The organism is Algoriphagus sp. CAU 1675 (genome assembly GCF_029222925.1).
Lineage (GTDB): Bacteria > Bacteroidota > Bacteroidia > Cytophagales > Cyclobacteriaceae > Algoriphagus.
In genome coordinates this window covers 24,861-45,449 of record NZ_JARHUI010000005.1, presented here as the reverse complement: position 1 = coordinate 45,449, position 20,589 = coordinate 24,861, and the positions used below count along the sequence as shown (strand labels likewise).

At 43.7% G+C, this 20,589-nt stretch carries 17 protein-coding genes; 15 read left to right on the top strand and 2 right to left on the bottom strand.

Annotated features, from left to right (window positions below; all coding sequences use genetic code 11):
• Positions 1 to 8: 8 nt before the first annotated feature.
• The 10 genes from P2G54_RS12455 to P2G54_RS12410 all read left to right on the top strand — a co-directional run bounded on the left by P2G54_RS12455 (position 9) and on the right by P2G54_RS12410 (position 9,675).
• Complete coding sequence (locus tag P2G54_RS12455) at positions 9 to 326, top strand: DNA-directed RNA polymerase subunit omega (protein WP_275871606.1); 318 nt, start codon at positions 9 to 11, stop codon at positions 324 to 326.
• A gap of 2 nt (positions 327 to 328) precedes the next feature.
• Complete coding sequence (gene coaBC, locus P2G54_RS12450; protein ID WP_275871605.1) at positions 329 to 1,537, top strand: bifunctional phosphopantothenoylcysteine decarboxylase/phosphopantothenate--cysteine ligase CoaBC; 1,209 nt, start codon at positions 329 to 331, stop codon at positions 1,535 to 1,537.
• A gap of 28 nt (positions 1,538 to 1,565) precedes the next feature.
• Entirely contained in the window at positions 1,566 to 2,468 is a 903-nt protein-coding gene (locus tag P2G54_RS12445) for a DUF4835 family protein (protein WP_275871603.1), read from the top strand.
• A gap of 39 nt (positions 2,469 to 2,507) precedes the next feature.
• Positions 2,508 to 4,160, top strand: a complete 1,653-nt coding sequence (recN, locus tag P2G54_RS12440) for a DNA repair protein RecN (protein WP_275871601.1) — start codon at positions 2,508 to 2,510, stop codon at positions 4,158 to 4,160.
• Between the two features lie 63 nt (positions 4,161 to 4,223).
• A complete protein-coding gene (locus P2G54_RS12435) occupies positions 4,224 to 5,039 on the top strand; it encodes an SDR family oxidoreductase (protein WP_275871599.1) in 816 nt (271 codons plus the stop codon).
• A 126-nt stretch (positions 5,040 to 5,165) separates the two neighbouring features.
• Positions 5,166 to 6,758, top strand: a complete 1,593-nt coding sequence (locus P2G54_RS12430; protein ID WP_275871597.1) for an amidohydrolase family protein — start codon at positions 5,166 to 5,168, stop codon at positions 6,756 to 6,758.
• Positions 6,759 to 6,980: 222 nt separating this feature from the next.
• The gene (locus tag P2G54_RS12425) at positions 6,981 to 7,433 is read left to right on the top strand and encodes a MarR family transcriptional regulator (RefSeq protein WP_275871595.1); all 453 of its coding nucleotides are present in this window, start codon (positions 6,981 to 6,983) and stop codon (positions 7,431 to 7,433) included.
• Positions 7,434 to 7,508: 75 nt separating this feature from the next.
• Positions 7,509 to 8,063: a YceI family protein gene (locus P2G54_RS12420; protein WP_275871593.1), complete on the top strand. Its 555-nt coding sequence runs from the start codon at positions 7,509 to 7,511 to the stop codon at positions 8,061 to 8,063.
• A gap of 57 nt (positions 8,064 to 8,120) precedes the next feature.
• Positions 8,121 to 9,071 carry a ring-cleaving dioxygenase gene (locus P2G54_RS12415; RefSeq protein WP_275871591.1) on the top strand — a complete coding sequence of 317 codons (951 nt, stop codon included), beginning with the start codon at positions 8,121 to 8,123 and terminating at the stop codon, positions 9,069 to 9,071.
• Positions 9,064 to 9,675, top strand: coding sequence for a dienelactone hydrolase family protein (locus P2G54_RS12410; RefSeq protein WP_275871589.1), 612 nt, complete (start codon positions 9,064 to 9,066; stop codon positions 9,673 to 9,675). The genes P2G54_RS12415 and P2G54_RS12410 overlap by 8 nt, the downstream gene beginning before the upstream one ends.
• 63 nt (positions 9,676 to 9,738) lie before the next feature.
• Here the strand turns inward: P2G54_RS12410 and P2G54_RS12405 are convergent, their stop codons facing one another.
• Both P2G54_RS12405 and sbcD read right to left on the bottom strand, forming a co-directional pair.
• The gene (locus P2G54_RS12405; RefSeq protein ID WP_275871587.1) at positions 9,739 to 12,771 is read right to left on the bottom strand and encodes an SMC family ATPase; all 3,033 of its coding nucleotides are present in this window, start codon (positions 12,769 to 12,771) and stop codon (positions 9,739 to 9,741) included.
• Positions 12,768 to 13,997 (bottom strand): exonuclease subunit SbcD, encoded by a 1,230-nt coding sequence (gene sbcD, locus P2G54_RS12400; RefSeq protein WP_275871585.1) that lies wholly within the window; start codon positions 13,995 to 13,997, stop codon positions 12,768 to 12,770. The genes P2G54_RS12405 and sbcD overlap by 4 nt, the downstream gene beginning before the upstream one ends.
• Before the next feature lie 149 nt (positions 13,998 to 14,146).
• Between sbcD and P2G54_RS12395 the strand changes: the two genes are divergently transcribed.
• From P2G54_RS12395 to P2G54_RS12375, 5 genes are all read left to right on the top strand, one after another.
• Complete coding sequence (locus P2G54_RS12395; RefSeq protein WP_275871583.1) at positions 14,147 to 14,641, top strand: septal ring lytic transglycosylase RlpA family protein; 495 nt, start codon at positions 14,147 to 14,149, stop codon at positions 14,639 to 14,641.
• 247 nt (positions 14,642 to 14,888) lie between these two features.
• Positions 14,889 to 15,104, top strand: coding sequence for a hypothetical protein (locus P2G54_RS12390; RefSeq protein WP_275871581.1), 216 nt, complete (start codon positions 14,889 to 14,891; stop codon positions 15,102 to 15,104).
• A 38-nt stretch (positions 15,105 to 15,142) separates the two neighbouring features.
• Positions 15,143 to 16,234 carry a hypothetical protein gene (locus P2G54_RS12385; protein ID WP_275871579.1) on the top strand — a complete coding sequence of 364 codons (1,092 nt, stop codon included), beginning with the start codon at positions 15,143 to 15,145 and terminating at the stop codon, positions 16,232 to 16,234.
• A gap of 235 nt (positions 16,235 to 16,469) precedes the next feature.
• Positions 16,470 to 17,540 carry an efflux RND transporter periplasmic adaptor subunit gene (locus tag P2G54_RS12380; protein WP_275871576.1) on the top strand — a complete coding sequence of 357 codons (1,071 nt, stop codon included), beginning with the start codon at positions 16,470 to 16,472 and terminating at the stop codon, positions 17,538 to 17,540.
• Between the two features lie 3 nt (positions 17,541 to 17,543).
• The gene (locus tag P2G54_RS12375; protein WP_275871574.1) at positions 17,544 to 20,588 is read left to right on the top strand and encodes an efflux RND transporter permease subunit; all 3,045 of its coding nucleotides are present in this window, start codon (positions 17,544 to 17,546) and stop codon (positions 20,586 to 20,588) included.
• The last annotated feature ends 1 nt before the right edge of the window (position 20,589 follow it).

Genomic DNA, 20,589 nt, shown 5'->3' with positions numbered 1-20,589 from the left:
TAAATATAATGGCTACAAATCCATCTATCGTAACACGTGACCTAGACAAAATTGCAGATAAGACTGGCAATATTTATGAGTCTCTTCATATCGTAGGTCAGCGGGCCAAGCAGATTTCTTCCAATTTGAAGGAAGAATTGAACAACAAGCTTTCCGAGTTCGCATCTACTGTGGATAACCTTGAGGAGGTTTTTGAAAACAAAGAGCAAATCGAGATTTCTAAGTTTTACGAAAGAATGCCTAAGCCTTCCACTCTTGCCATGGAAGAGTTTATGGAGGGTAAAGTATTCTTTAGATACCCTGAGCAGGAAGAAGGCCAGCAATAAAAATGAGCCTCAAGGGTAAGCGAATTATTTTGGGCGTGACAGGTAGTATTGCTGCCTATAAAGCTGCGCACCTTACCCGATTATTGATCAAGTCCGGAGCAGAAGTGCAAATTGTCATGAGCACTTCTGCTCTTGATTTTATAACCCCTCTGACCCTTTCAACGCTTTCCAAACGTCCTGTTCTGCACCAGTTTCAAAAAGACGAAACCGGAGAATGGAACAATCACGTCGAATTGGGGCTTTGGGGAGATTTATTTTTGGTGGCTCCTGCCAGTGCAAATACCCTTGCGAAATTTGCCCATGGACTCTGCGATAATTTACTCACCGCGACCTATCTCTCTGCGAGATGCCCAGTGATGTTGGCTCCGGCAATGGACCTAGATATGTACCAGCATCCTGCCGTCCGGGAAAACCTGAAAAAACTCCAGTCCTTTGGGAACCATATTCTAGATGCTGAAAGCGGAGAACTTGCCAGTGGTCTTTCTGGCCAGGGTAGAATGATGGAGCCCGAGCATATAATTGAAAGATTAGATGCCTTTTTCTCTCCCAAGAGGGATTTTTTAGGTAAAAAAGTACTGATCACCATGGGGCCCACTCAGGAAGCCATAGATCCTGTGCGTTTTATCAGTAACCATTCCAGTGGGAAAATGGGATTGTCTTTAGCCAATGCTTTTAAAGAAAGGGGTGCGGAAGTCTATGTTGTTTCTGGACCTATAGCACTTTCAGTTGACCAAGGACAATTTCACTGGATCAATGTTCGTTCTGCTCAGGAAATGTTTGATGCAGCCTCCTCCCTTCATTCCAAAATGGATTTGTGTGTCTTTGCGGCGGCTGTGGCTGATTATGCTCCTGCCGAACCGGCCACAGAGAAAATTAAAAAAAGTGAGGATGAGCTGACTATTCATCTGAAGAAGAACGTGGATATCGCTTTCTCATTGGGAAAAATTAAAAAGCCGCATCAATTGCATGTAGGCTTTGCTCTAGAGACTGAGAATGAAGTTCAAAATGCCCAGAGCAAGCTGGAAAAGAAAAATCTGGACTTGGTTGTTTTAAATTCCATGAAGGAAAGTGGAGCGGGTTTTCAGGTAGATACTAACCGGGTCCATATTTTCCATAGAAACGGAACCTCTGTAAGTTCTACTACAGCTCCCAAAGAGGAAATTGCAAATCTGATTTTAGATGAAATCAAAAAAGCTCCGGTTTGGGTGTGAGCTTGAATTAATCCTTATTTTTAAGTCTATGAAGAAAGGACTAACAACCCTATTTCTGGTTTTTCTGACAGGAGTGGTTTTTTCACAGGAGCTCAATTTCACAGTAATTATTAACAGTGACAGGGCCAGGATCCAAAACACGGAGGTTTTCAACCAAATGAAGACCAGTTTCGAACAGTTTTTAAATGGACGCTCCTGGACTCAGGATGAATTCAAACCTGAGGAAAGAATAAAAGGGAATTTGCTGATCACTATCAATGACGTCCCCCAAGTTGGGATTTATTCTGCGACTGTTCAGGTTCAGACTGTCCGTCCGGTGTATGGGACAGATTATGAGTCTCTGGTTTTTAATTTTGCAGATCGAAATTGGAATTTTGAATACATAGAATCCCAACCTCTGGAGTTCAACCGTTTCACGTTTCTGAACAATATCAGTTCACTTCTGGCTTTTTACGCCAATATAGCCCTGGGCCTTGATTATGATACCTTTGAGGATCAGGGTGGAGATAGCTTTTTTGCAGTTGCCAATGACATCGTCAACAATGCCCAACAGTCCGGAAGAAATGGCTGGGTACAGAGCACCTCAGACCGAAGAAACCGCTACTGGTTGATCAATGACATTTATACCTCCTCAGTGTTCTCGGCCATCAGGGAAGCCTATTACCTGTACCACCGGCAGGGTTTGGACATACTTCAGGTCCAGCCGGATCAGGCTTATCAGAACATCCTGGAGGCCATCAGGATTGTATCAAAAGCAAATGACACCCAGCCCAATGGAATTCTGACTATCTCATTTATGGATGCAAAAGGAGACGAAATCGCTCAGGTGTTGAAAAACGCTCCTATCGAAATCCGGACAGAGGCTGTGGAACTTTTATTGAAAGTCGATCCGAATAATGCCAGAAAGTACAATGAGCTGTTGAAAAGCTAAGCCTGATTTTTTTAGCTTTGTCATAGATCAACTTCCACTATGCTCAAGTCACTAAGCATCTCCAATTATGCATTGATTGATCAACTGCACATGCAGCCAAGTCCAGCCCTGAGTATGATTACGGGGGAGACGGGTGCGGGGAAGTCCATTATGCTCGGTGCGGTAGGTCTTCTCTTGGGAAATCGTGCTGACACTAAAGTCCTGCTTCATCAGGATAAGAAGTGTATTATTGAGGGCATATTTGAAATTGGTTGTTATGGATTGGAAGCATTTTTTGAGGAGCAGGAATTGGATTTTGATCCAATCTGCATCATCCGAAGGGAAATAAGTCCCAGTGGAAAATCCCGCTCCTTTGTAAATGATACCCCCGTTTTGCTGGATAACCTAAAAATATTAGGTGCCAAATTGATGGACGTGCACTCCCAGCATGATACCCTACAGTTGGGAGATGGAAATTACCAGCTGGGTTTGATTGATGCCTTTGCCAGGACTTCGGGGGAGTTGGTACAATATCAGCATGACTATCATGCCTTCAGAACTGCAAAAAGAGTATTTGAGGAACTGAAATTGAAAGCCTCCGAGCTGCAAAAGGAAGCTGATTTCAACCAGTTTCAACTGGATGAATTAAGTAGTCTATCTCTTGTGGCAGGAGAGCAAGATGAACTTGAGTCCTCTCAAGAGGTTCTGGAGAATGCTGAAGAAATCAAGTTGAAGATCAATGAAATGTTGTCCTTATTTCAGGATGAACAGTTCGGTGTGATCAATGGACTGGGACAAATTCAGCAAAGCATGCAGGCCCTCGAGCGTCTTGCGCACAAGTTTGGAAATCTTCGAACTCGTTTTCAGGAAGTCTTCGTGGAGCTGAAGGACATCGTAGACACTTTGGGAGATGAAGAATCCAAAGTGGAGGTGGATTTCGAAAAGTTGGATGAAATCAGAGACAGGTTGAGCAAAATCTACCAGCTTCAGAAAAAACATGGTGTGCAATCCGTCGAAGAGCTGATGGAATTAGAGCGTCAGTTGGCAGACAAGGTTTTTCAGTTTCAGAATTTAGATGAAAGTCTTGAAAAAGCTGAGAACGAGATGAAGCTGGCGGAAACAGCGATGACCAAAAGCGGGAAACTGCTGAGTGAGAAGCGTAAGGCCTGTTTTGGTACTTTTGAAAAAGAGCTTCAAGGATTACTGGCAGGTCTTGGTATGGAAAATGCCAGGATAAAGATTGAGCACCAATTCTCCAATCCAGGAAATAGAGGGATGGACCTTATTGAGTTGCTGTTTTCCGCCAATAAAGGAAGTGTTCCGCAGGCCCTGAAAAAAGTGGCTTCAGGAGGAGAGTTTTCCAGATTGTTGTTCGCAATTAAATACCTGATGGCCGACAAAATGGCTCTACCTACCTTGATTTTTGATGAAATCGATACTGGGATTTCCGGGGAAGTTGCTTTGCAGATGGTGAGAATGATGAAAGAGATTTCGGGAAGACATCAGGTGATTTGTATCACTCATTTGCCTCAGGTAGCAGCCAAAGGAGACTTCCATTATTTTGTGTTTAAGGACAATACTTCCGAAAAGACAATCAGTAAAATAAAATTGTTGAGTGAGGAAGAAAGGGTTCAGGAACTAGCCAAAATGATTGCTGGATCCAATCCATCTGCCTCTGCTGTGGAAAGTGCAAAAGAGCTGTTGCTCAATTAGGCCGGGTAATCCCAAAAAATACCTATTTTTACCCCATTATTTTGACATCAACCCCCTAGCTATATGCCAGAAAATTTGCTGAAAGGAAAAGTGGGTATCATTACAGGTGCTCTCGACGAAAATTCCATTGCTTGGAAAACAGCCATCAAAGCAAAAGAGCAAGGTGCTCGCTTTGTATTAACCAATGCACCGATTGCTATGCGTATGGGCGCAATCAACGAACTGGCCCAGGAGTGCAATACCATCGTAATCCCTGCTGACGCCACAGTAGTTGAGGATATTGAGAAGCTATATGCAGAGGCCAAAGAATTCCTCGGAGGCAATTTCGATTTCCTGCTTCATTCCATTGGTATGTCTCCCAACATCCGAAAAGGAAGATCCTATGGTGATCTGAACTACGACTGGGCTATGAAGTCCTATGATGTGTCCGCCATCTCATTCCACAAGATGATGCATGTTGCAGAAAAGCAGGATGTGATGAATGAGTGGGGATCTATCCTTGGACTTTCTTATATCGCAGCTCAAAGGGTTTATCCATTCTATACCGATATGGCGGATGCTAAAGCCTTGCTTGAGAGCATTGCCAGAGGATATGGCTACCGGTTTGGTAAACTGAAGAAAGTTCGGGTAAATACTATTTCCCAGTCTCCAACCAAAACCACAGCAGGTACCGGTATTGGAGGATTTGACTCATTCTTCAATTTTGCTGAGGCACTTTCTCCTCTTGGAAATGCATCTGCGGAAGCTTGTGCGGATTATATCGTGACGATGTTCTCCGACCTGACCAGAATGGTGACCATGCAAAATCTTTTTCATGACGGTGGTTATTCCTTTACAGGGATCTCTGAAGATATCATGGAAAAATTCCAGGATTTATAAGACTAAAAAGAACCTTTTATAAGCCTCGGAGATTTTTCCGGGGCTTTTTCTTTTTCTGCTCATCCTATTCAGGTTTTTTGATTTGCCTTTTTCTTCTAACTTATTGACCAATAAACCATCATGTATATGTTGAAAAAAACGCTTCTACTTGCGCTCTGCTGTTTGTTCTACTCTTCCATATCCTTTTCTCAAATAAGCCCTGCGCCGGATAGGGGAGAGGGAGATGGTCCTTATGACCGTTTGATTATTCGGGGAGTTGTATTAGTTGACGGAACAGGGGCACCTCCCATTGGTCCTGTTGATATTGTTGTAGAGAAAAACAAGATCGCCCAGATTCAGGTCGTTGGTTATCCTGGATTGCCCATCAATGAAAACCGTCGGCCCAAAGCTGATGAAAAGACCAAAGTATTGGATGCGGAGGGGCATTACTTGTTGCCGGGTTTTGTGGATGCTCACGCACATATAGGAGGAACCGGGCAGGGTACTCCAGCAGAATATGTCTATAAACTTTGGATGGCCCATGGTGTAACTACCATTAGGGATCCTTCCGCAGGGAATGGACTGGACTGGGTGCTTTCTGAGAAAAAACGATCTGCTGCTAATGAAATCACTGCTCCTCGAATTTTGGCATATACAGCCTTTGGACAAGGGGCTAAATCCCCAATCACCAATGCAGAGCAAGCCAAGGCATGGGTCAATGAAAACAAGGCAAAAGGAGCGGACGGGATCAAGTTCTTCGGAGCGAAGCCTGATGTGATGGAAGCCGCAATTTCCGAAAACAAAAGAATAGGACTGCGGTCTGCCATGCACCATCAACAATTGGATGTTGCCCGATGGAATGTACTCAATTCGGCAAGAGCAGGTTTGACCTCTATGGAACACTGGTATGGATTGCCTGAGGCCTTGTTCGAAAACCGCACCATTCAGGATTTCCGTTTGGATTACAATTATCAAAATGAGCAGCACCGATTTGGGGAAGCTGGAAAACTTTGGAAACAGGCTGCTGCCCCTTATTCTGAACACTGGAACAAGGTGATGAATGAACTTTTGGAGTTGGATTTCACCTTAGATCCTACCTTTAATATTTACGAGGCAAATAGGGACTTGATGAGAGCACGGACTGCAGAGTGGCATGCTACGTATACACTTCCTTCTTTGTGGAGATTTTATGCGCCTAGTCGTCAGTCCCATGGTTCTTATTGGTTTGACTGGACTACAGAAGAGGAGACCCAATGGAAGGAAAATTACCGTTTGTGGATGACCTTTGTAAATGAATACAAGAACAGAGGAGGACGGGTGACCGCAGGCTCTGATTCCGGTTTTATTTATCAGCTCTACGGATTTGCCTATATCCGGGAACTGGAATTGCTTCGTGAGGCAGGGTTCCATCCTCTGGAAGTGATTCGGTCTGCAACTATGTATGGAGCACAGTCCCTTGGGATGGACAAACAAATCGGAACCGTTGAAGTTGGGAAACTTGCTGATTTTGTCATCGTGGAGGAAAACCCTCTCCAGAACTTGAAGGTCCTTTATGGAACAGGTTCAATCCGGATCGATGAAAACAATCAACCGATCCGTGTCGGTGGGGTGAAATATACTGTGAAGGATGGGATCGTTTATGATGCCAAGCAGCTTCTTGAAGATGTGAGGGCCATGGTGGAAAAGGCAAAGGCTGAAGAAAATGCCCAAAACCATCAGCCTGGCTTGGATTGGGAATAACTTCTAAAACTGATTTAAAATGAGAGAGAAAGGATGGATTTCCTTTCTCTCTTTTTTTGTAGTTTATAGATTCAGACAAGAGAAGGTTGAAAGTCTTTTTAAATTAAAAAGGGCTTTAAATGCAATTAAATCAGGATTTTAATAGAAGTGTTAATTTTTTTTTGGTCGTGTGAAACCTTTTCTTAACTTTACATGTATATACATTAAATACATTTACACAAAATGGGAAGAATAGAAGATGCGATCCGGCAAAAGGAGTTCAAAAGCCCTTACAATAAGTTGATCGTGAATTTACTTTACACGCACAGCTATTTGGTGACGGCTCAGAATAATCTCCTGAAGCCTCATGATATTTCTCCCGAACAGTACAATGTCTTGAGAATCCTGAGAGGACAAAGTGGGGTGCCGACTACAGTCTCTTCAATTCAGGACAGAATGCTCAATAAAATGTCCAATGCCAGCCGTCTGGTTGAGAAGCTGAAGACGAAGGGATTGGTCAATAGGGAAGAGTGTCCCAATGACCGTAGACAAGTTGATATTCTGATTACGGAGAAAGGACTGGATCTCCTGAAAATGCTGGAAGCACAAGTGGAGGAATCAAACAAAACTATCCTCCATTTATCAGAGGAGGAGGTGATTCAAATGAACAATCTTCTCGATAAACTGAGGGGTTAAAAAATTTGCTCTAATAAATGTATATACAATTAATGTCAAAACAATTTAAATAAACACATAACAAAACAAACAATTATGAAAACTGCAAAATGGATTATCGACCCTACTCACTCTGAGGTATCTTTCAAAGTAAAGCACTTGGTGATTTCTACAGTGACCGGTTATTTCAAAAAATTCGAAGGCTATGCAGAAAGCTCTTCAGAGGATTTTGATGGAGCAACCGTGGGTTTTACGGCAGATATCGACAGCATTGATACCAATCAATCAGACCGTGACAATCACTTGAAATCTGCGGATTTCTTTGATGCAGCCAATCATCCTAAATTGACCTTTGAAGGAAAAATTTCAAATATTGGAGGAGAATATAAATTGATTGGTGAACTTACCATGAGAGCTACTACCAAGACTGTGGAATTGGACCTGGAGTTTGGGGGAGTTGTAGGGGATCCTTTCGGACAGACCAAGGCTGGTTTTGAAATTTCCGGTAAGGTGAACAGAAAAGATTACGGCTTGGCTTGGTCTGCAGTGACTGAAGCGGGTAGCGTGGTAGTCAGTGACCAGGTAAGACTCTTGCTCAACGTTCAGTTGGTTAAGCAGGCTGTAGAAGAAGAGGCAGAAGCAACTGCATAAATAAGTTGAAAGCTGCCGAAAGGCAGCTTTTTTTATTACAAAGAAGAAAGGAAAACCATGAAACCATTAATCACAGGAATTCATCATATCACGGCCATAGCCGGGAATCCCCAAGCCAATATTGATTTCTATACTGGAGTTTTGGGTTTGAGGTTGGTCAAGAAGACTATCAATTTTGATGCTCCGGATGTCTATCATTTCTATTTTGGGGATGAGTTTGGAAGCCCGGGGACTGTATTTACAACCTTTCCTTTTACAGGGGCAAGAAAGGGAGTCAAAGGTTCGGGTGAATTGACCTATACCGCTTTTTCTATTCCTGCTACTTCCTTGGATTATTGGATAGGTCGCTTGAAGAAATTCGGTATTCCTGTTTCGGATGTATTGACCCGATTTGGAGAGCAACTCATCCGATTTGAAGACCATGATGGAATGGGGATCGAGTTGGTTGCCAATGACCGGGATGATAGAAAGGGCTGGATCTATGGCCATATTCCTTTTGAACATTCCATTCGGGGATTTTATGGGGCAACCCTGAATCTCCGGGCTAAAGAACTCACCGAGAAGCTTCTAACTCAACACATGGATTACCATTTTATTGGAGAGGAACAAGGTAGGTTCAGATATGGTACAGAAGGGAAACCCGGTGATATCGTGGATATTGTACTGGATAAAACAGGACAGCGCGGGATGCAAAGTGCCGGAACTGTGCACCATATTGCCTTCCGGACGGCCAATACAGAGAGCCAGTTGGAGGTTCAGCATTTGCTTATGAAGCATGGATATATGGTTACTGAGGTGAAGGATAGAAATTACTTCAAATCCATCTATTTCAGAGAGCCAGGAGGAGTCCTATTTGAAATTGCCACTGACGAACCTGGATTTGCCATTGATGAGGATGAGGCGCATTTGGGTGAATTGATCAAGCTTCCGGAATGGGCTGAGCCTGCACGGGAAAGGATTGAAAAGAGTTTGACTCCAGTTGCCTTAAACCCTTCTAAATATGCCTGAGCTACGCAAGGAAGGAAAAAGTCTTCAGCAGGCAAATAAAGCTGCTATCCTGATCCACGGACGTGGAGCCAGTTCTTCGAGTATCCTTGGATTGAAGGAATATTTGAATTTGGATGAGTTTGCGCTAATTGCACCTCAGGCTGAGGCAAATACCTGGTATCCCTACAGTTTCATGGCTCCGGACAAGAGTAATGAAGTCGCTTTGAAAAGTTCTTTGGAACAAATAAACAATGCCTTCTCTGAAATCGTAAAGACAGGAATTGCTCCTCAAAATATCTTCCTGATCGGGTTTTCCCAAGGAGCTTGTTTGAGTTTGGAGTTTGCTGCATTGCATGCACAAAAGCTAGGCGGGGTGATTGCTTTTACGGGAGGATTGATTGGTCAGGATCTCCAGCCTGAAAAGTACTCTGGAGATTTTGAAGGGACTCAAATATTTATCGGTAGCAGTAAAAGGGATTTTCATGTTCCTATGAATAGAATCATGGAGTCGGCTAAACTGCTTCAATCCATGGGGGCAAATGTTAAAACCCTCCTCTTTGAGGATTCGAGTCACACTATAAGAAAAGAAGAAATTGACTGGGTTAACCAACACATACTCAGCTGAATAAAGAAAATTGGTTTTCTTAATACAAAAATCCCCGGGTCGATGATCCGGGGTATTTTTTTGTCAAAATGAATAGCTGATCTGAGAACCTTTTTCCGAATCGAGTTCCACCTGAGCAAAAACTCCGATCTCCTGCTGGAGTTCTTCCACATGACTGATGATTCCCACGATTCGATTTTCATGACGCAGGGACTTGAGCGTCTCAAATACGACCCGTAAGGCATTTCGGTCCAAGGCACCAAAGCCTTCGTCCAGAAAGAAGAAACTCTGGTCTGCCTGATTCAGGGCTTTGACTTTTTCTGCAAGAGCCAGGGCAAGACAGAGGGAAGCCTGAAAAGTTTGTCCTCCGGAAAGGGTTTTAAGCAATCTTTTCTTGCCTCCATTCAAATAATCCACCACCCAGAAGGTATTGTTGTCGTCAATTTCAAGGCTTAAACTGTTTTTGGTCAGCTTCATGAACCGGATATTCGCCGTATTGCAAAGTTCCCTGAGATAAATTGAGCTGACGAATTTGACAAAGCCTTTACCCTGAAACAGTCGATCCAGTTCTTTCAGGTTACTTTCGCGGTTTTCGGTTAAGGCAAAGGATTTTTCCAGTTCTATTTTCTCCCCAAGCCGTTGAGTGCTCAACTTCAGGTTTTCTCCTAGAAGAACGGTCCTGTTTTGAAGGTCTGAGGCTTGTTCTTTGAGTTTCTGGAGTTCTTCCTGCATTTGAACAAAGCTTGCTTCCGAAAATTCATTGACTCCCGGTTCGGACTGCAGTTCCTCAATTCTAGATTGGGCACTGGCCAGCTTTTGGTCAAATTGGCGGATTTCCAGATCTACTTTTTCAGCATCTATGGAGTGGTGGAATAACTTTAAAAGGGCTTCTTCATCCAAAAAGCCATGTTCGACTTTTAGCTTTTCAAATTCTGATCGGAAGTCTTTTGCATTTTGCTCCAATTCTTGCACCCTATTTCGGAAATTGTTCAGATCGGAGAGGTTTTTCGCCTGTTCCGTTAATTTTTCCTGCAGGTGCTTTTGTTTGCCCGTCCATTGTTCAGCTGCCTTTAGAATGTTTTCTTCTACTTTTTCAATGGCAAGCCGTATCTCCTCCCTGTCTTTAGGGAAATAGCCCTTGCAGAAAGTGGAGTCCTTGATTTCTTCTTTTTTGCTTTCGATTCTGGCCTGAATGCTTTGAAGGTTCAGTTGAGCCTGTTGGAGCTTTTTCTCATCCAATTCGAGTTGCTCCCGATCTGTTTGCCAGAGTTTCCGTTTGCTTTGAATCAGTTTCTGGGTTGTTTCCCTTTCCTCCGCCGCGTTGCTCAATTGCTTGATCTCTGTGCTTAAGTTTTCCAAATCCATTCCGCCCAGTTTAGAAAGGGACTGAAGCAGGGTTTGGGTTTGGGATTCGAGCTTGGTGATTTCAGCCCCTTTTTCCTGGATGTTTCGGCGGTGGTTTTCCAGATTGTTTTCGGCTAGCTTTTGCTGTTGGATCAATGTTAGGATATGTTCCAGCCGGTTTTTTTCAAGCAAAATCTCCTGTTCCTTTTCTTTGGCCTCTTTTTCATCCGCCTTGCTCTCAAGTGGCTTGGGGTGATGCTCCGAGCCACAAAGTGGGCAGGGGTGTCCCGGAAGGAGCAAGTGAACATGGGAATTCAACCCTTGTTTTCGAAGGATTTTTTCCCGCTCTTCCTCCAAATTTTGGATGAGGGCTTTCTGGGTTTGGGACCAAGTTTCCAATGTTTTCTCCTCCTTGGGTATCTCCTGATGGATTTTTTCCAAAGCGAGACCCACATTTTTTTCTTCTTCCACAAACTTGCCTTTGATCTTCTCCAACTCCTCAATTCTTTCCTTCCAGGATGTGAGATTTCCCAAGGATGTTTTTAGGTCAGCAAGTTGATTGGCATCTGTTGCGGGAACTTGCTCCAGCTGGGATTCCAGGTTTTGGATTTCTTTTTCCAGCAAACTTTGGGAGGATCTCTTTCGGTCAATTTCGGGCTGAATGCTTTCAAGAATTTCTTTGGAGTTTTTGAGTCCTGCTTCCAGATCTTTGATCTCGATTACTTTTTTTAAATCCCGGATTTTACTTTCCCGCTGCGGGCGCTCCTCGTTCTTTTTTCGAAGCTCTTCCTCTTCTTGTTGAAGGCTGAGTACTTCTTCCTCAAAGCGGACTTTAAACCGTTCGGAGTCCACTACACTTCTCTGGTATTTTTCCAGGTCTTTTTGGGTGTCCTGGAGTCTGTCCCAAACAGGTCTGAGATAGGCTTTCGCTCGGATAAACTCCCGGTGTAGCTGCCTTTTCTCTTCAATCCCTGATTTTTGGGAATTCAGTGCGGAAAGAATTTGTTTTTGCTCCTGCAATTGTAGGAAGGACTTTCGGGTGGATTCAAGTTTTTTGAATTCTCCCTCCAAAGTATTGAAGGCCTTTGTGGCTTCTTGACTTTCTTTCTGAAGCGCATCATATTCCTTTGCCTTTTCCTCCAGGATCTCTTCTGACACATCCTCCAATCCTTTCAGTTGCGTCTCCAATCGTATTTTTTCCTCTCGGGTGGCTTTTAAGAGGCTTCCTGTTTTTGCGGAAAGGTCAAATCGTTCCAAGCCGAAAAGCTGCTGCATCATTTCTGCCCTCGGCCCAGGAGTCAGGTCGATGAACTCCCGGAATTTTCCCTGAGGGATGATCACGGTCTGCTTGAAATGTTCTTTTTTCATACCGATCAAAGCTTCCGCACTTTGATCGGTAGCTTCCCAGTTTCCGTCTATTAATTGGTAGAAAATATGCTCGCCCGTGTCGACCTTTTCCCGGTCTTTTTTGTTGCGCTTAGCCGAATACCGGGCCATGAAAGTTTGTGAATTGTTTTTCCCTGCCCGGAATGTAAAGTTGACCAAGAGGTGGTCACTCTGAAGGTTGAGCATACTTGAGCGCTCGCCTGTGGCTGCCAGACGTTCGGTACTTCCATACAGCGCCAACAGAATGGCTTCCAGAATGGAGGATTTGCCGCTCCCCACGGCCCCGAATATTCCAAAAAGTCCTGCAGCCGTCAGCTGGTCAAATTCTACGCTCTGTTTGCCTCGGTAGGAGTAAAGGCCTTCAATTTCAAGTCGTACAGGGATCATACCGGGTCGTTTTGGCTGATGATTTCTTTAAAAAGTCCGAGGATGTCGGGATTGGGTTCTTGTCCTTTTCCACTTTGATAAAACATCCGAAAAAGGCTTTCCATATCCTTGTTCAAATCCTCAACGTGAAGTTGAAAACTTTCCTGTCCAGAAGGGTTTTTGATTTGAGGAATCAGGCTGACTATGCCGTCATGGGCCTTCATAATGGCCTTTCGGGTGGCTGCATCTATGGATTCTTCAGTCTCAAAGGTGATTTCAACAAAGCAGTAAGGATTCTCTTCCAGCCATTTCAGCGTATCCGATAAATTGTCAAACTTCACTCGGTAAAGGGGGCGACCCTGCTTCAGATCAATCGGGCGGTATTCAACTGGTTTGCCTGGTTCGGCTTCAATCAACACCACTTTTTTCTCCTGGTCTGCTTCTGAAAAAGAGTAGGCCAAAGGTGAACTTGAATATACAACGGGACAGGGCTCCTTGCTGACCGAATGGTACCGATGCAGGTGTCCCAAGGCGGCATATTGAATCTGCTCAGGAAGATGTTGGGTAAAGAGAGCCTGAGTTCCTCCTACATGCAGGATAGGTCGTTCGGACTCAGGTTCGGCTTCGGGTTTTTCGCCTTCCCTGACGAAGAAAAAGTGTCCTAGAAACAAGTTTACTCCAGATGCATCGCAATAAGTGCCCGCTAGTTGATCCCATTTTTTCTTCAAAATCTGTCTGAATTCGCTTTCGCGGTCTCCCTCACCCAAGTAGGTTTTCAGGGTGACTTCATTGGCATAGGGAGCCAAAATCAAGCGGATAGGGAAGTCCAAATGGGGAAGTTGGATTTCCATAAAGCCATTTTCTGCACGGGTCACTTCTAGTCCTGAATCAAGTTTTCCCGTCGGGATTACGGATTCATAGTTGCCGTAGAAAAAGATTCCCAATTCACGGGCAAGAGGATCCGGAGCTTCGACAAATTGGATGCTGTCGTGGTTGCCGGAAATGGCGATGATGGGTCGGGCTCCGTTTTTGGATAGTTTTCTTAGTGATTTATAGAGAAGCTCCACTGCCTCATGGGCCGGATTGAAGGTGTCAAAAATATCTCCTGCCAGAAGGATGAGGTCTACATTTTCCTGATCGGCAATTTCCTGGATTTCATCCAATACCAGCTTTTGCTCCTCCAGTCGGGAATATTCCTGAAGGCGTTTGCCGAGATGCCAGTCAGCAGTATGTAAAATTTTAACCATGGGTATTCAAAAACAAAGTACACAAAACTATAGATGGGCTACCTTCAAACTAAGGTACTTTTAATTGTCCCAACCCGCAACCTAAAATCAAGTTCTGACATCAATTGGCATTCTTATTGAGTACCCGGCAGGGATTTCTAGTTTAGCATATGCGTTTGGTTTTTCTGGTTTTGTTGGTTGTTGTTCTGGGGTTTTCAACCAAGGGACAGCAGTTGGATTCCTTAAAGGTCCAGGAGGGATGGGCCAGTTTTTATGGGAAGCGTTTTCATTTGAGAAAAACCGCCAACGGGGAAATTTTTCATATGGACAGCCTGACTGCGGCCCATAAATACCTCCCCTTTGACACTTGGCTAAAAGTCACCCGATTGGATACCGGGGATTCCGTATGGGTTCGGATCAATGACCGTCTACCCAAAAGCTCGAGGAGGATTATTGATTTGTCCCGGAGAGCAGCTAGTGAATTGGGAATGATTCAGGAGGGGATTTCCCAAGTGACCTTAAAAGTGGCCTCAATTGAAGAGATGAATAGGCTGTATCGTCAATTTGAGGGCGATGCACCGGGAACCTTGCGGGTTCGTTGGTTCGAAGAACCCATTCAGATTCCCTATAGACCCAGGCAGTGGTGCTGGAGTTTGGAGTGTTAGTGGTTGGTAAATAGGGTGTTAGGTGCTGATGGCGGAAAATTTCAACTAAGGAGATAAAATATTTTTTCAACTGAATATCAGTGAGTTAAGATTTTTCCAAGAAAAATTTAATACTAAAATTTGCGTTTTTGATAGGGGGAGGTATTTTGAGAACGAAAGATCAAGGTTTTGGCCAATCGATTGTATTTTTCAACCGGTGATTCAGCCCTACCGGATTTTAGGGCTGAGAAACTATAACTCTTTAAAAATGAAAAAGTCAAATTTAAAAATGGGGGTTTTATGCCTTGGATTTTTCGGGATGTTTTTTCTTAATACTCCTAAAGCTGAGGCACAAACAATGACCTGTACATTGGTTCCTGGTTCAATCATTTATTATCCTGATGGAATGGTATGCGCTTCCTATTCTTGTCCAAATGGAGAAACAGTTCAAGCGTGTAATTTACCTGAAGTAGGAGTAGAGTAATTGGTAGAGCTTTAGGGCTCTACTTATTTCAATTCGATATGGATAAGTTTAAATTATTGATTTTTGCGTTTGTACTCGTTTTTGGCTGTACTAAAAAAGAGTCAGAAAAGGATTTACCTCTTACAATCACCTCTTCTGATACAACTTTTTTGGACGTGGGGAATCTTCAATATCAGAATGCTAAGTTTCATGTTTCTGATCAGCATAATTTTTTGGTAATCCATCAAGACAGAAAGCTTTGGGGCTTTGATATTAAAAGCGGCTCCATAGTTAAAAGAATTGATTTTGATACCACACAGCTTGTGTTGCCGGAGGTTTCGATTCTTCATGCCAGGTATAGTGAAAATGATAGCTCATTAGCTCTTTTTTTTCCTATGAAAAGAAAGGTGATTCATTTAGACTCGGAATTAAAAATTGAAAAGGAAGTTCAACTGTCAGGAATAGATGATCTTGATCTGGTTTTTATCCCTTATGGGGATCATTTTTATTTAGACAGTAAGACTGGTAACTATATAATAGGTCTGATGAGTGAAAGCTTTCAGGACCCAGAAGAATTTTTAAATGATACTCGTTTTTTAGGTGTATTTGATGGTAAGACAGGAATGCTGCAGAATTCCTTTGGTGAGTTTGGAGAGAAAAGAAAGGAATTGAAGTCAATGGTAATGAGCGAAGGTTTTTTTCAATCTGATTTTTACAATGGAAGCCTTTTTATCCGGGAGGTTGTTGCTGATCCTAGTGTCGTCCAATACAATTTGTCTGGGGAAATGCTGGCCAACCGAGTTATCGGGACTAATAAAATTTCCACTGAAATATTTCCAATGGATGAAAGTGATGGGGTTTTTAATTCAATATCCAGCGACCAGTTTTATTCCATGAAAATTGCCAGTTCGGATTTGGTGGTTTCCAATACATTTTCAAGAAAATTGATTGATAAGAAATATAAATTTGAGAGTCATCTGGTAGTAGAAGATTTTGAAAAAATGGAAAGCTATTCAACTAAGATAAGGCCGTTTCAAAGAATCGTGTATGCTGATAAATCAAATATTCTTTTGGTTTGCAATCACCCCACCAAAGAAGATTTGATATTGGTGACATTAGAGTATTCTTTGGGAGGGCCTACAAATTTTTGATTTTTCATATTCAATCTTTTCAAATAGCTGGGGCTTTATTTCTGATTTACTCATGCTATTCAATCCCGGATCGCATTTTCAAAGAAAGAAGCATCCCTTTTTGCCTGCCTGATTCTCAGTGGTATAAGGCTTTTTAAAAAACCAGTTTCATTTGAGGTTTTTTAACATCCTTACGAAATTTTCGTTATGACTTAAGACAATTAATTAGTTAATTGGGGTTCAAACCATTATTTCAATGAGCTATTATCGCATTCTCTTTTTCGCGTTTTTTGCGACACTCCTTTTTTCCTGTTCAGAAGAAAAAGAAAAGCAGGAGGAAATCCCTGCCGAATCTTTTAGAAACGAAGTGGCCGCCACCGAAGTCCAGGTAGCCTTGGCCGAGACCAAAAGTTTTGACTATCTCATCAATGCCACAGGCAAACTCGAAGCTGCCGCTCAGGTAAAAGCCATCATAGAGCAACCTGGATATTTGATTGAGCTTTCTATTCGGGAAGGACAGACAGTCTCAAAGGGGGATGTCATTGCCAGACTGGACCCTATCGAAGCCCAGATTCGCTTGGAAAAGGCCAATATTGCCCTGAAAAATGCCCAAGCAGCATTTGAAAATGACAAATTGGGATTTCAAAGGGATTTTGAATCTGGAGATCCAGAGCGTATACAATTTTTGGAAAATCAGCTGAAAGCAAAAAACGGGGTCCTATTGGCAGAAATTGAACTCAAGGAAGCCCAACTTAATCTGGACCGTTGCGAGGTGAAGGCCCCTATTTCCGGAAAGATTGCTGATCTGAAATTCAAGGAAGGAAGTCTGATTTCCTCCAATACGGAACTTTGTGAAATTCTCAGCACCAACAGCCTCGACCTCAAAGTCAAAGTTTTGGAATCCGACATTTCATTGATCTCCCTGAATCAAAAAGCGGAGGTTTATCCTATTTCAAATACCCAAACTGCTTTGGAAGGAAGGGTCACAGGGATCAATCCTAAAGTAGATGAAAACGGTTTGGTACAGGTAGCAATCCGGCTTACTTCTTCCCAGAATCTTCTCCCAGGAATGAATGCCCGTGCAGTCATCCGCGCCCCGCAGTCCAATTCCTTGGTCGTGCCGAAAGATGCGGTAGTCTATAGATCCGGCAGGGCAGTAGTCTTTACCATAGAAAACAACGAATCCAAATGGAACTATGTGGAGGTGGGCAAGGACAACGGCAAGGAAATAGAGGTTCTGGAGGGCATCAATCCCGGCAGTACCGTCATCACGACCAATAACCTCCAGCTGGCACATCAGGCTCCTGTTCAAATCGTAACCGACTAAGCTATGGTCAGATTTTTACTTGCCCGGCCCATAGCGGTTTTTATGACTTTTTTGGCTTTGATGGTCTTCTCTTTTATTGTGTTGAGGACCTTGCCGATTTCTCTTCTGCCACCCATTGATGTGCCCCAGATTGTAGTAAAGGTCAATTACCCCAATGCCTCTCCGGAAGCCATCGAGCAAAATGTACTGAGCACCATCCGGGAAGGTCTGATCACACTGAACGGCTTGGAGGAAATGGATTCCAAAGCAGGGGCTGAGGTAGGTACCATTCGCCTGACTTTTGATTACTCCACTCAGATGGAACTGGCCTATATCGATGTCAATGAAAAAATCGATCGCATCACCAATTCCCTTCCGGAAGGACTGAGTAGGCCCGAAGTCATTCGGATCAATACTTCCGATATCCCCGTAGCTCGGGTTCAGGTCACTCCCAAAGCCGGTGTAGATCCGATTGATGTGAGTTTGCTTGCAGAGAATGTTCTTAAAAAAAGAATAGAACAACTCCCGGGAGTTTCCTTGGTAGATATCAACGGGAAAAAAGAAAGGATTATTACTGTTGAGCCCAAAGAGGAGGAGCTTCGGGCTTTGGGGATGACCCAACAAAATATCATTTCTGCTATACAGGCAGGAAATTCGGAACTTCCCGGAATATCGGTGAAAGACGGGCAGTTTCGCTACTACCTGCGGTTAGCCACCCGTGTGGACACACCCGGAGATATAGAGAGTCTTCCGGTCGCAATTCCTTCCGGAGCGATCATTCCCCTTGGTAGACTGGCAACCGTGTCTTATGAGGCCCAAGAAATGCTCGGGTATCATTTGAACGGAGCCAAAGAAGCTTTGGTCATTACCGTTCATAAGCAGGCATCTGCCAAAATGAACGAACTGATGCCGGAGCTCAAAAATGCCCTGGAACTATTCAAAACAGATTATCCACAGGTGGATTTCGAACTGACACAAGATCAGTCCAATCTCTTGAATGCAGCTATCTCCAATCTGCAGACTTCCTTGCTGTTTGGGGGGATTTTTGCCTTTGGAGTCCTATTTCTTTTTATGAAGGATTACCGCCTTCCCCTGATCATCGGTGTCAGTTTGCCATCTTCTCTTTTGATATCTTTCTTGGTTTTTTACTTTTTCAATATCACGATCAACATCATTTCCCTTTCCGGTTTGGCCTTGGGTATAGGCATGTTGATAGACAATGCCATTATTGTACTGGATAATATCACCCGGAAACGGGAATCAGGTCTTTCATTATTTGAATCCTGTGTCAGTGGTGTGGACGAGGTGATGAGTGCCTTGGTCAGTTCGGTCTTGACCACCTTGTCTGTTTTTGTGCCATTGGTTTTTTTGAGCGGTATTTCCGGTGCCTTGTTTTTTGATCAGGCTGTAGCCGTGGCGGCGATTTTGTCGGTGTCTTTGGGCGTGGCATTTATTCTCCTGCCTATGCTGTATTTTCTTTTTTTCAGTAGAAGCAGGAGAAAGGAAGATAGCCAAGAAGGGCCTTTCTTTTCCCGGGTCTTAGGGCTTTATGAAAAAGGCTATTCGGCTGTAAATTCAAATAGAATGCTATCAATTGTAGGTTTTGCATTTCTAATCCCACTGGGGTTGTCCATAGGAGTATTACTGGACACGGAAGGTTTGCCTAAAATTGACAAATTGGACGCTACCCTTGAGATTGACTGGAATGAGCCCATCTCTGCATCCGAAAATCGGGATAGGGTCATGGCTCTGATGAAATCCATGGAAGGGGCTTTCGAACAGGCCGAAGCGGATGTGGGAGTAAGGCAGTTTTTATTGTTTGAAGGAGAAAACTCCATTCAACGCTCCCTGTTGTATTTTCTTTTTGCAACCGTGGAGGAGAAAGAATCGCAACTGGAAATTTTGGAAGGTTCCATCCGGAAGGATTATCCGTTGGCTGAGTTCACCTTAGGGGATGCTCCCAATGCTTTTGATCAGCTTTTTAGTTCTTCAATGCCCTATTACGAAGTTCGATGGAAAGATCTGGGTTCGAAAGAACCCGTGGAGGAAGAGAAAATAGGACCTTGGTTGAGCCAGTTTCCCACGCAGAATTGGGAGCGTGGGCCTGGTCTTCAAAAGGAAGCTTCGGTAGTTTTCACCTTAAGGGCAGATCGCCTTGCGACCTACCAGATTCCGGTCGAACAGGTGCAGGAACAGCTTTCCCGGCTCTTTGGGAGCTATACGATTACCGATATTCGTCGTTTTGGAGAAGTGACCCCTATTCGTCTTAGGGAATCTCAGGAGCGTTTTGAAGATTTGTTACGGACTACCCGTTTAGATGTATCCGATTCGGCTTCCTATGTCTTAGGGGAATTTGTGGATTTCCGATATGAAGATCACTACAAATACGTGACCGCCGATAAGGGTGGGATTTTTCAATCGGTATTTGTGAACGCAGAAAATCCGGACCAATTCAATTCCGAGTACATACTTTGGGGAGCGGATAAAAATTTGGGTGTTACCCTTGTGGGCCAATATTTAAAAGACAAGCAAAACATCCGTCAGTTGATTGGGATTCTGGCAATCGCGGTTCTGCTGCTCTATTTTATTCTGGCCGCCCAGTTCGAAAGTTTCATTCAGCCTCTGATTGTTGTATTGACTCTTCCCTTGGGAATCGGTGGGGCGTTTTTCGTGATTTGGCTTGCTGGGGCCACTCTGAATGTGATGTCTGCCATTGGACTGGTGGTGATGCTGGGGATTATGGTCAATGATGCGATTTTGAAAATCGACACTATCAATCGTCTGAGAAAGGAGTTTGGAGAAAGGGAGGAAGGCTCTCCTCTGGAGAATTTGGAGTTAGCATTGCATAAGGCAGGGCAGATCCGTTTGAAGCCCATTCTGATGACTTCGATTACGACTATCCTGGCTCTGATTCCGATCATTTTCAGTGCGGGGCTGGGAGCGGATTTGCAGCGTCCATTGGTATACTCCGTAATAGGGGGCTTGACGATCGGTACTTTGACTGCCCTGTATTTTGTGCCATTGGCCTACTGGTTTTTTGTGTCCAAGAAAAGTTTGAAGGAGGGATAAT

Excerpts from the sequence above, each read along its gene's own strand:
- P2G54_RS12425 (WP_275871595.1), top strand. The coding sequence starts at position 6,981 with ATGGGAAGAATAGAAGATGCGATCCGGCAAAAGGAGTTCAAAAGCCCT.
- P2G54_RS12395 (WP_275871583.1), top strand. The coding sequence starts at position 14,147 with ATGCGTTTGGTTTTTCTGGTTTTGTTGGTTGTTGTTCTGGGGTTTTCA.
- P2G54_RS12410 (WP_275871589.1), top strand. The coding sequence starts at position 9,064 with ATGCCTGAGCTACGCAAGGAAGGAAAAAGTCTTCAGCAGGCAAATAAA.
- coaBC (WP_275871605.1), top strand. The coding sequence starts at position 329 with ATGAGCCTCAAGGGTAAGCGAATTATTTTGGGCGTGACAGGTAGTATT.
- P2G54_RS12445 (WP_275871603.1), top strand. The coding sequence starts at position 1,566 with ATGAAGAAAGGACTAACAACCCTATTTCTGGTTTTTCTGACAGGAGTG.
- P2G54_RS12415 (WP_275871591.1), top strand. The coding sequence starts at position 8,121 with ATGAAACCATTAATCACAGGAATTCATCATATCACGGCCATAGCCGGG.
- P2G54_RS12375 (WP_275871574.1), top strand. The coding sequence starts at position 17,544 with ATGGTCAGATTTTTACTTGCCCGGCCCATAGCGGTTTTTATGACTTTT.
- P2G54_RS12390 (WP_275871581.1), top strand. The coding sequence starts at position 14,889 with ATGAAAAAGTCAAATTTAAAAATGGGGGTTTTATGCCTTGGATTTTTC.
- P2G54_RS12420 (WP_275871593.1), top strand. The coding sequence starts at position 7,509 with ATGAAAACTGCAAAATGGATTATCGACCCTACTCACTCTGAGGTATCT.
- P2G54_RS12380 (WP_275871576.1), top strand. The coding sequence starts at position 16,470 with ATGAGCTATTATCGCATTCTCTTTTTCGCGTTTTTTGCGACACTCCTT.
- P2G54_RS12435 (WP_275871599.1), top strand. The coding sequence starts at position 4,224 with ATGCCAGAAAATTTGCTGAAAGGAAAAGTGGGTATCATTACAGGTGCT.
- P2G54_RS12385 (WP_275871579.1), top strand. The coding sequence starts at position 15,143 with ATGGATAAGTTTAAATTATTGATTTTTGCGTTTGTACTCGTTTTTGGC.
- sbcD (WP_275871585.1), bottom strand. The coding sequence starts at position 13,997 with ATGGTTAAAATTTTACATACTGCTGACTGGCATCTCGGCAAACGCCTT.
- P2G54_RS12405 (WP_275871587.1), bottom strand. The coding sequence starts at position 12,771 with ATGATCCCTGTACGACTTGAAATTGAAGGCCTTTACTCCTACCGAGGC.
- P2G54_RS12455 (WP_275871606.1), top strand. The coding sequence starts at position 9 with ATGGCTACAAATCCATCTATCGTAACACGTGACCTAGACAAAATTGCA.
- recN (WP_275871601.1), top strand. The coding sequence starts at position 2,508 with ATGCTCAAGTCACTAAGCATCTCCAATTATGCATTGATTGATCAACTG.
- P2G54_RS12430 (WP_275871597.1), top strand. The coding sequence starts at position 5,166 with ATGTTGAAAAAAACGCTTCTACTTGCGCTCTGCTGTTTGTTCTACTCT.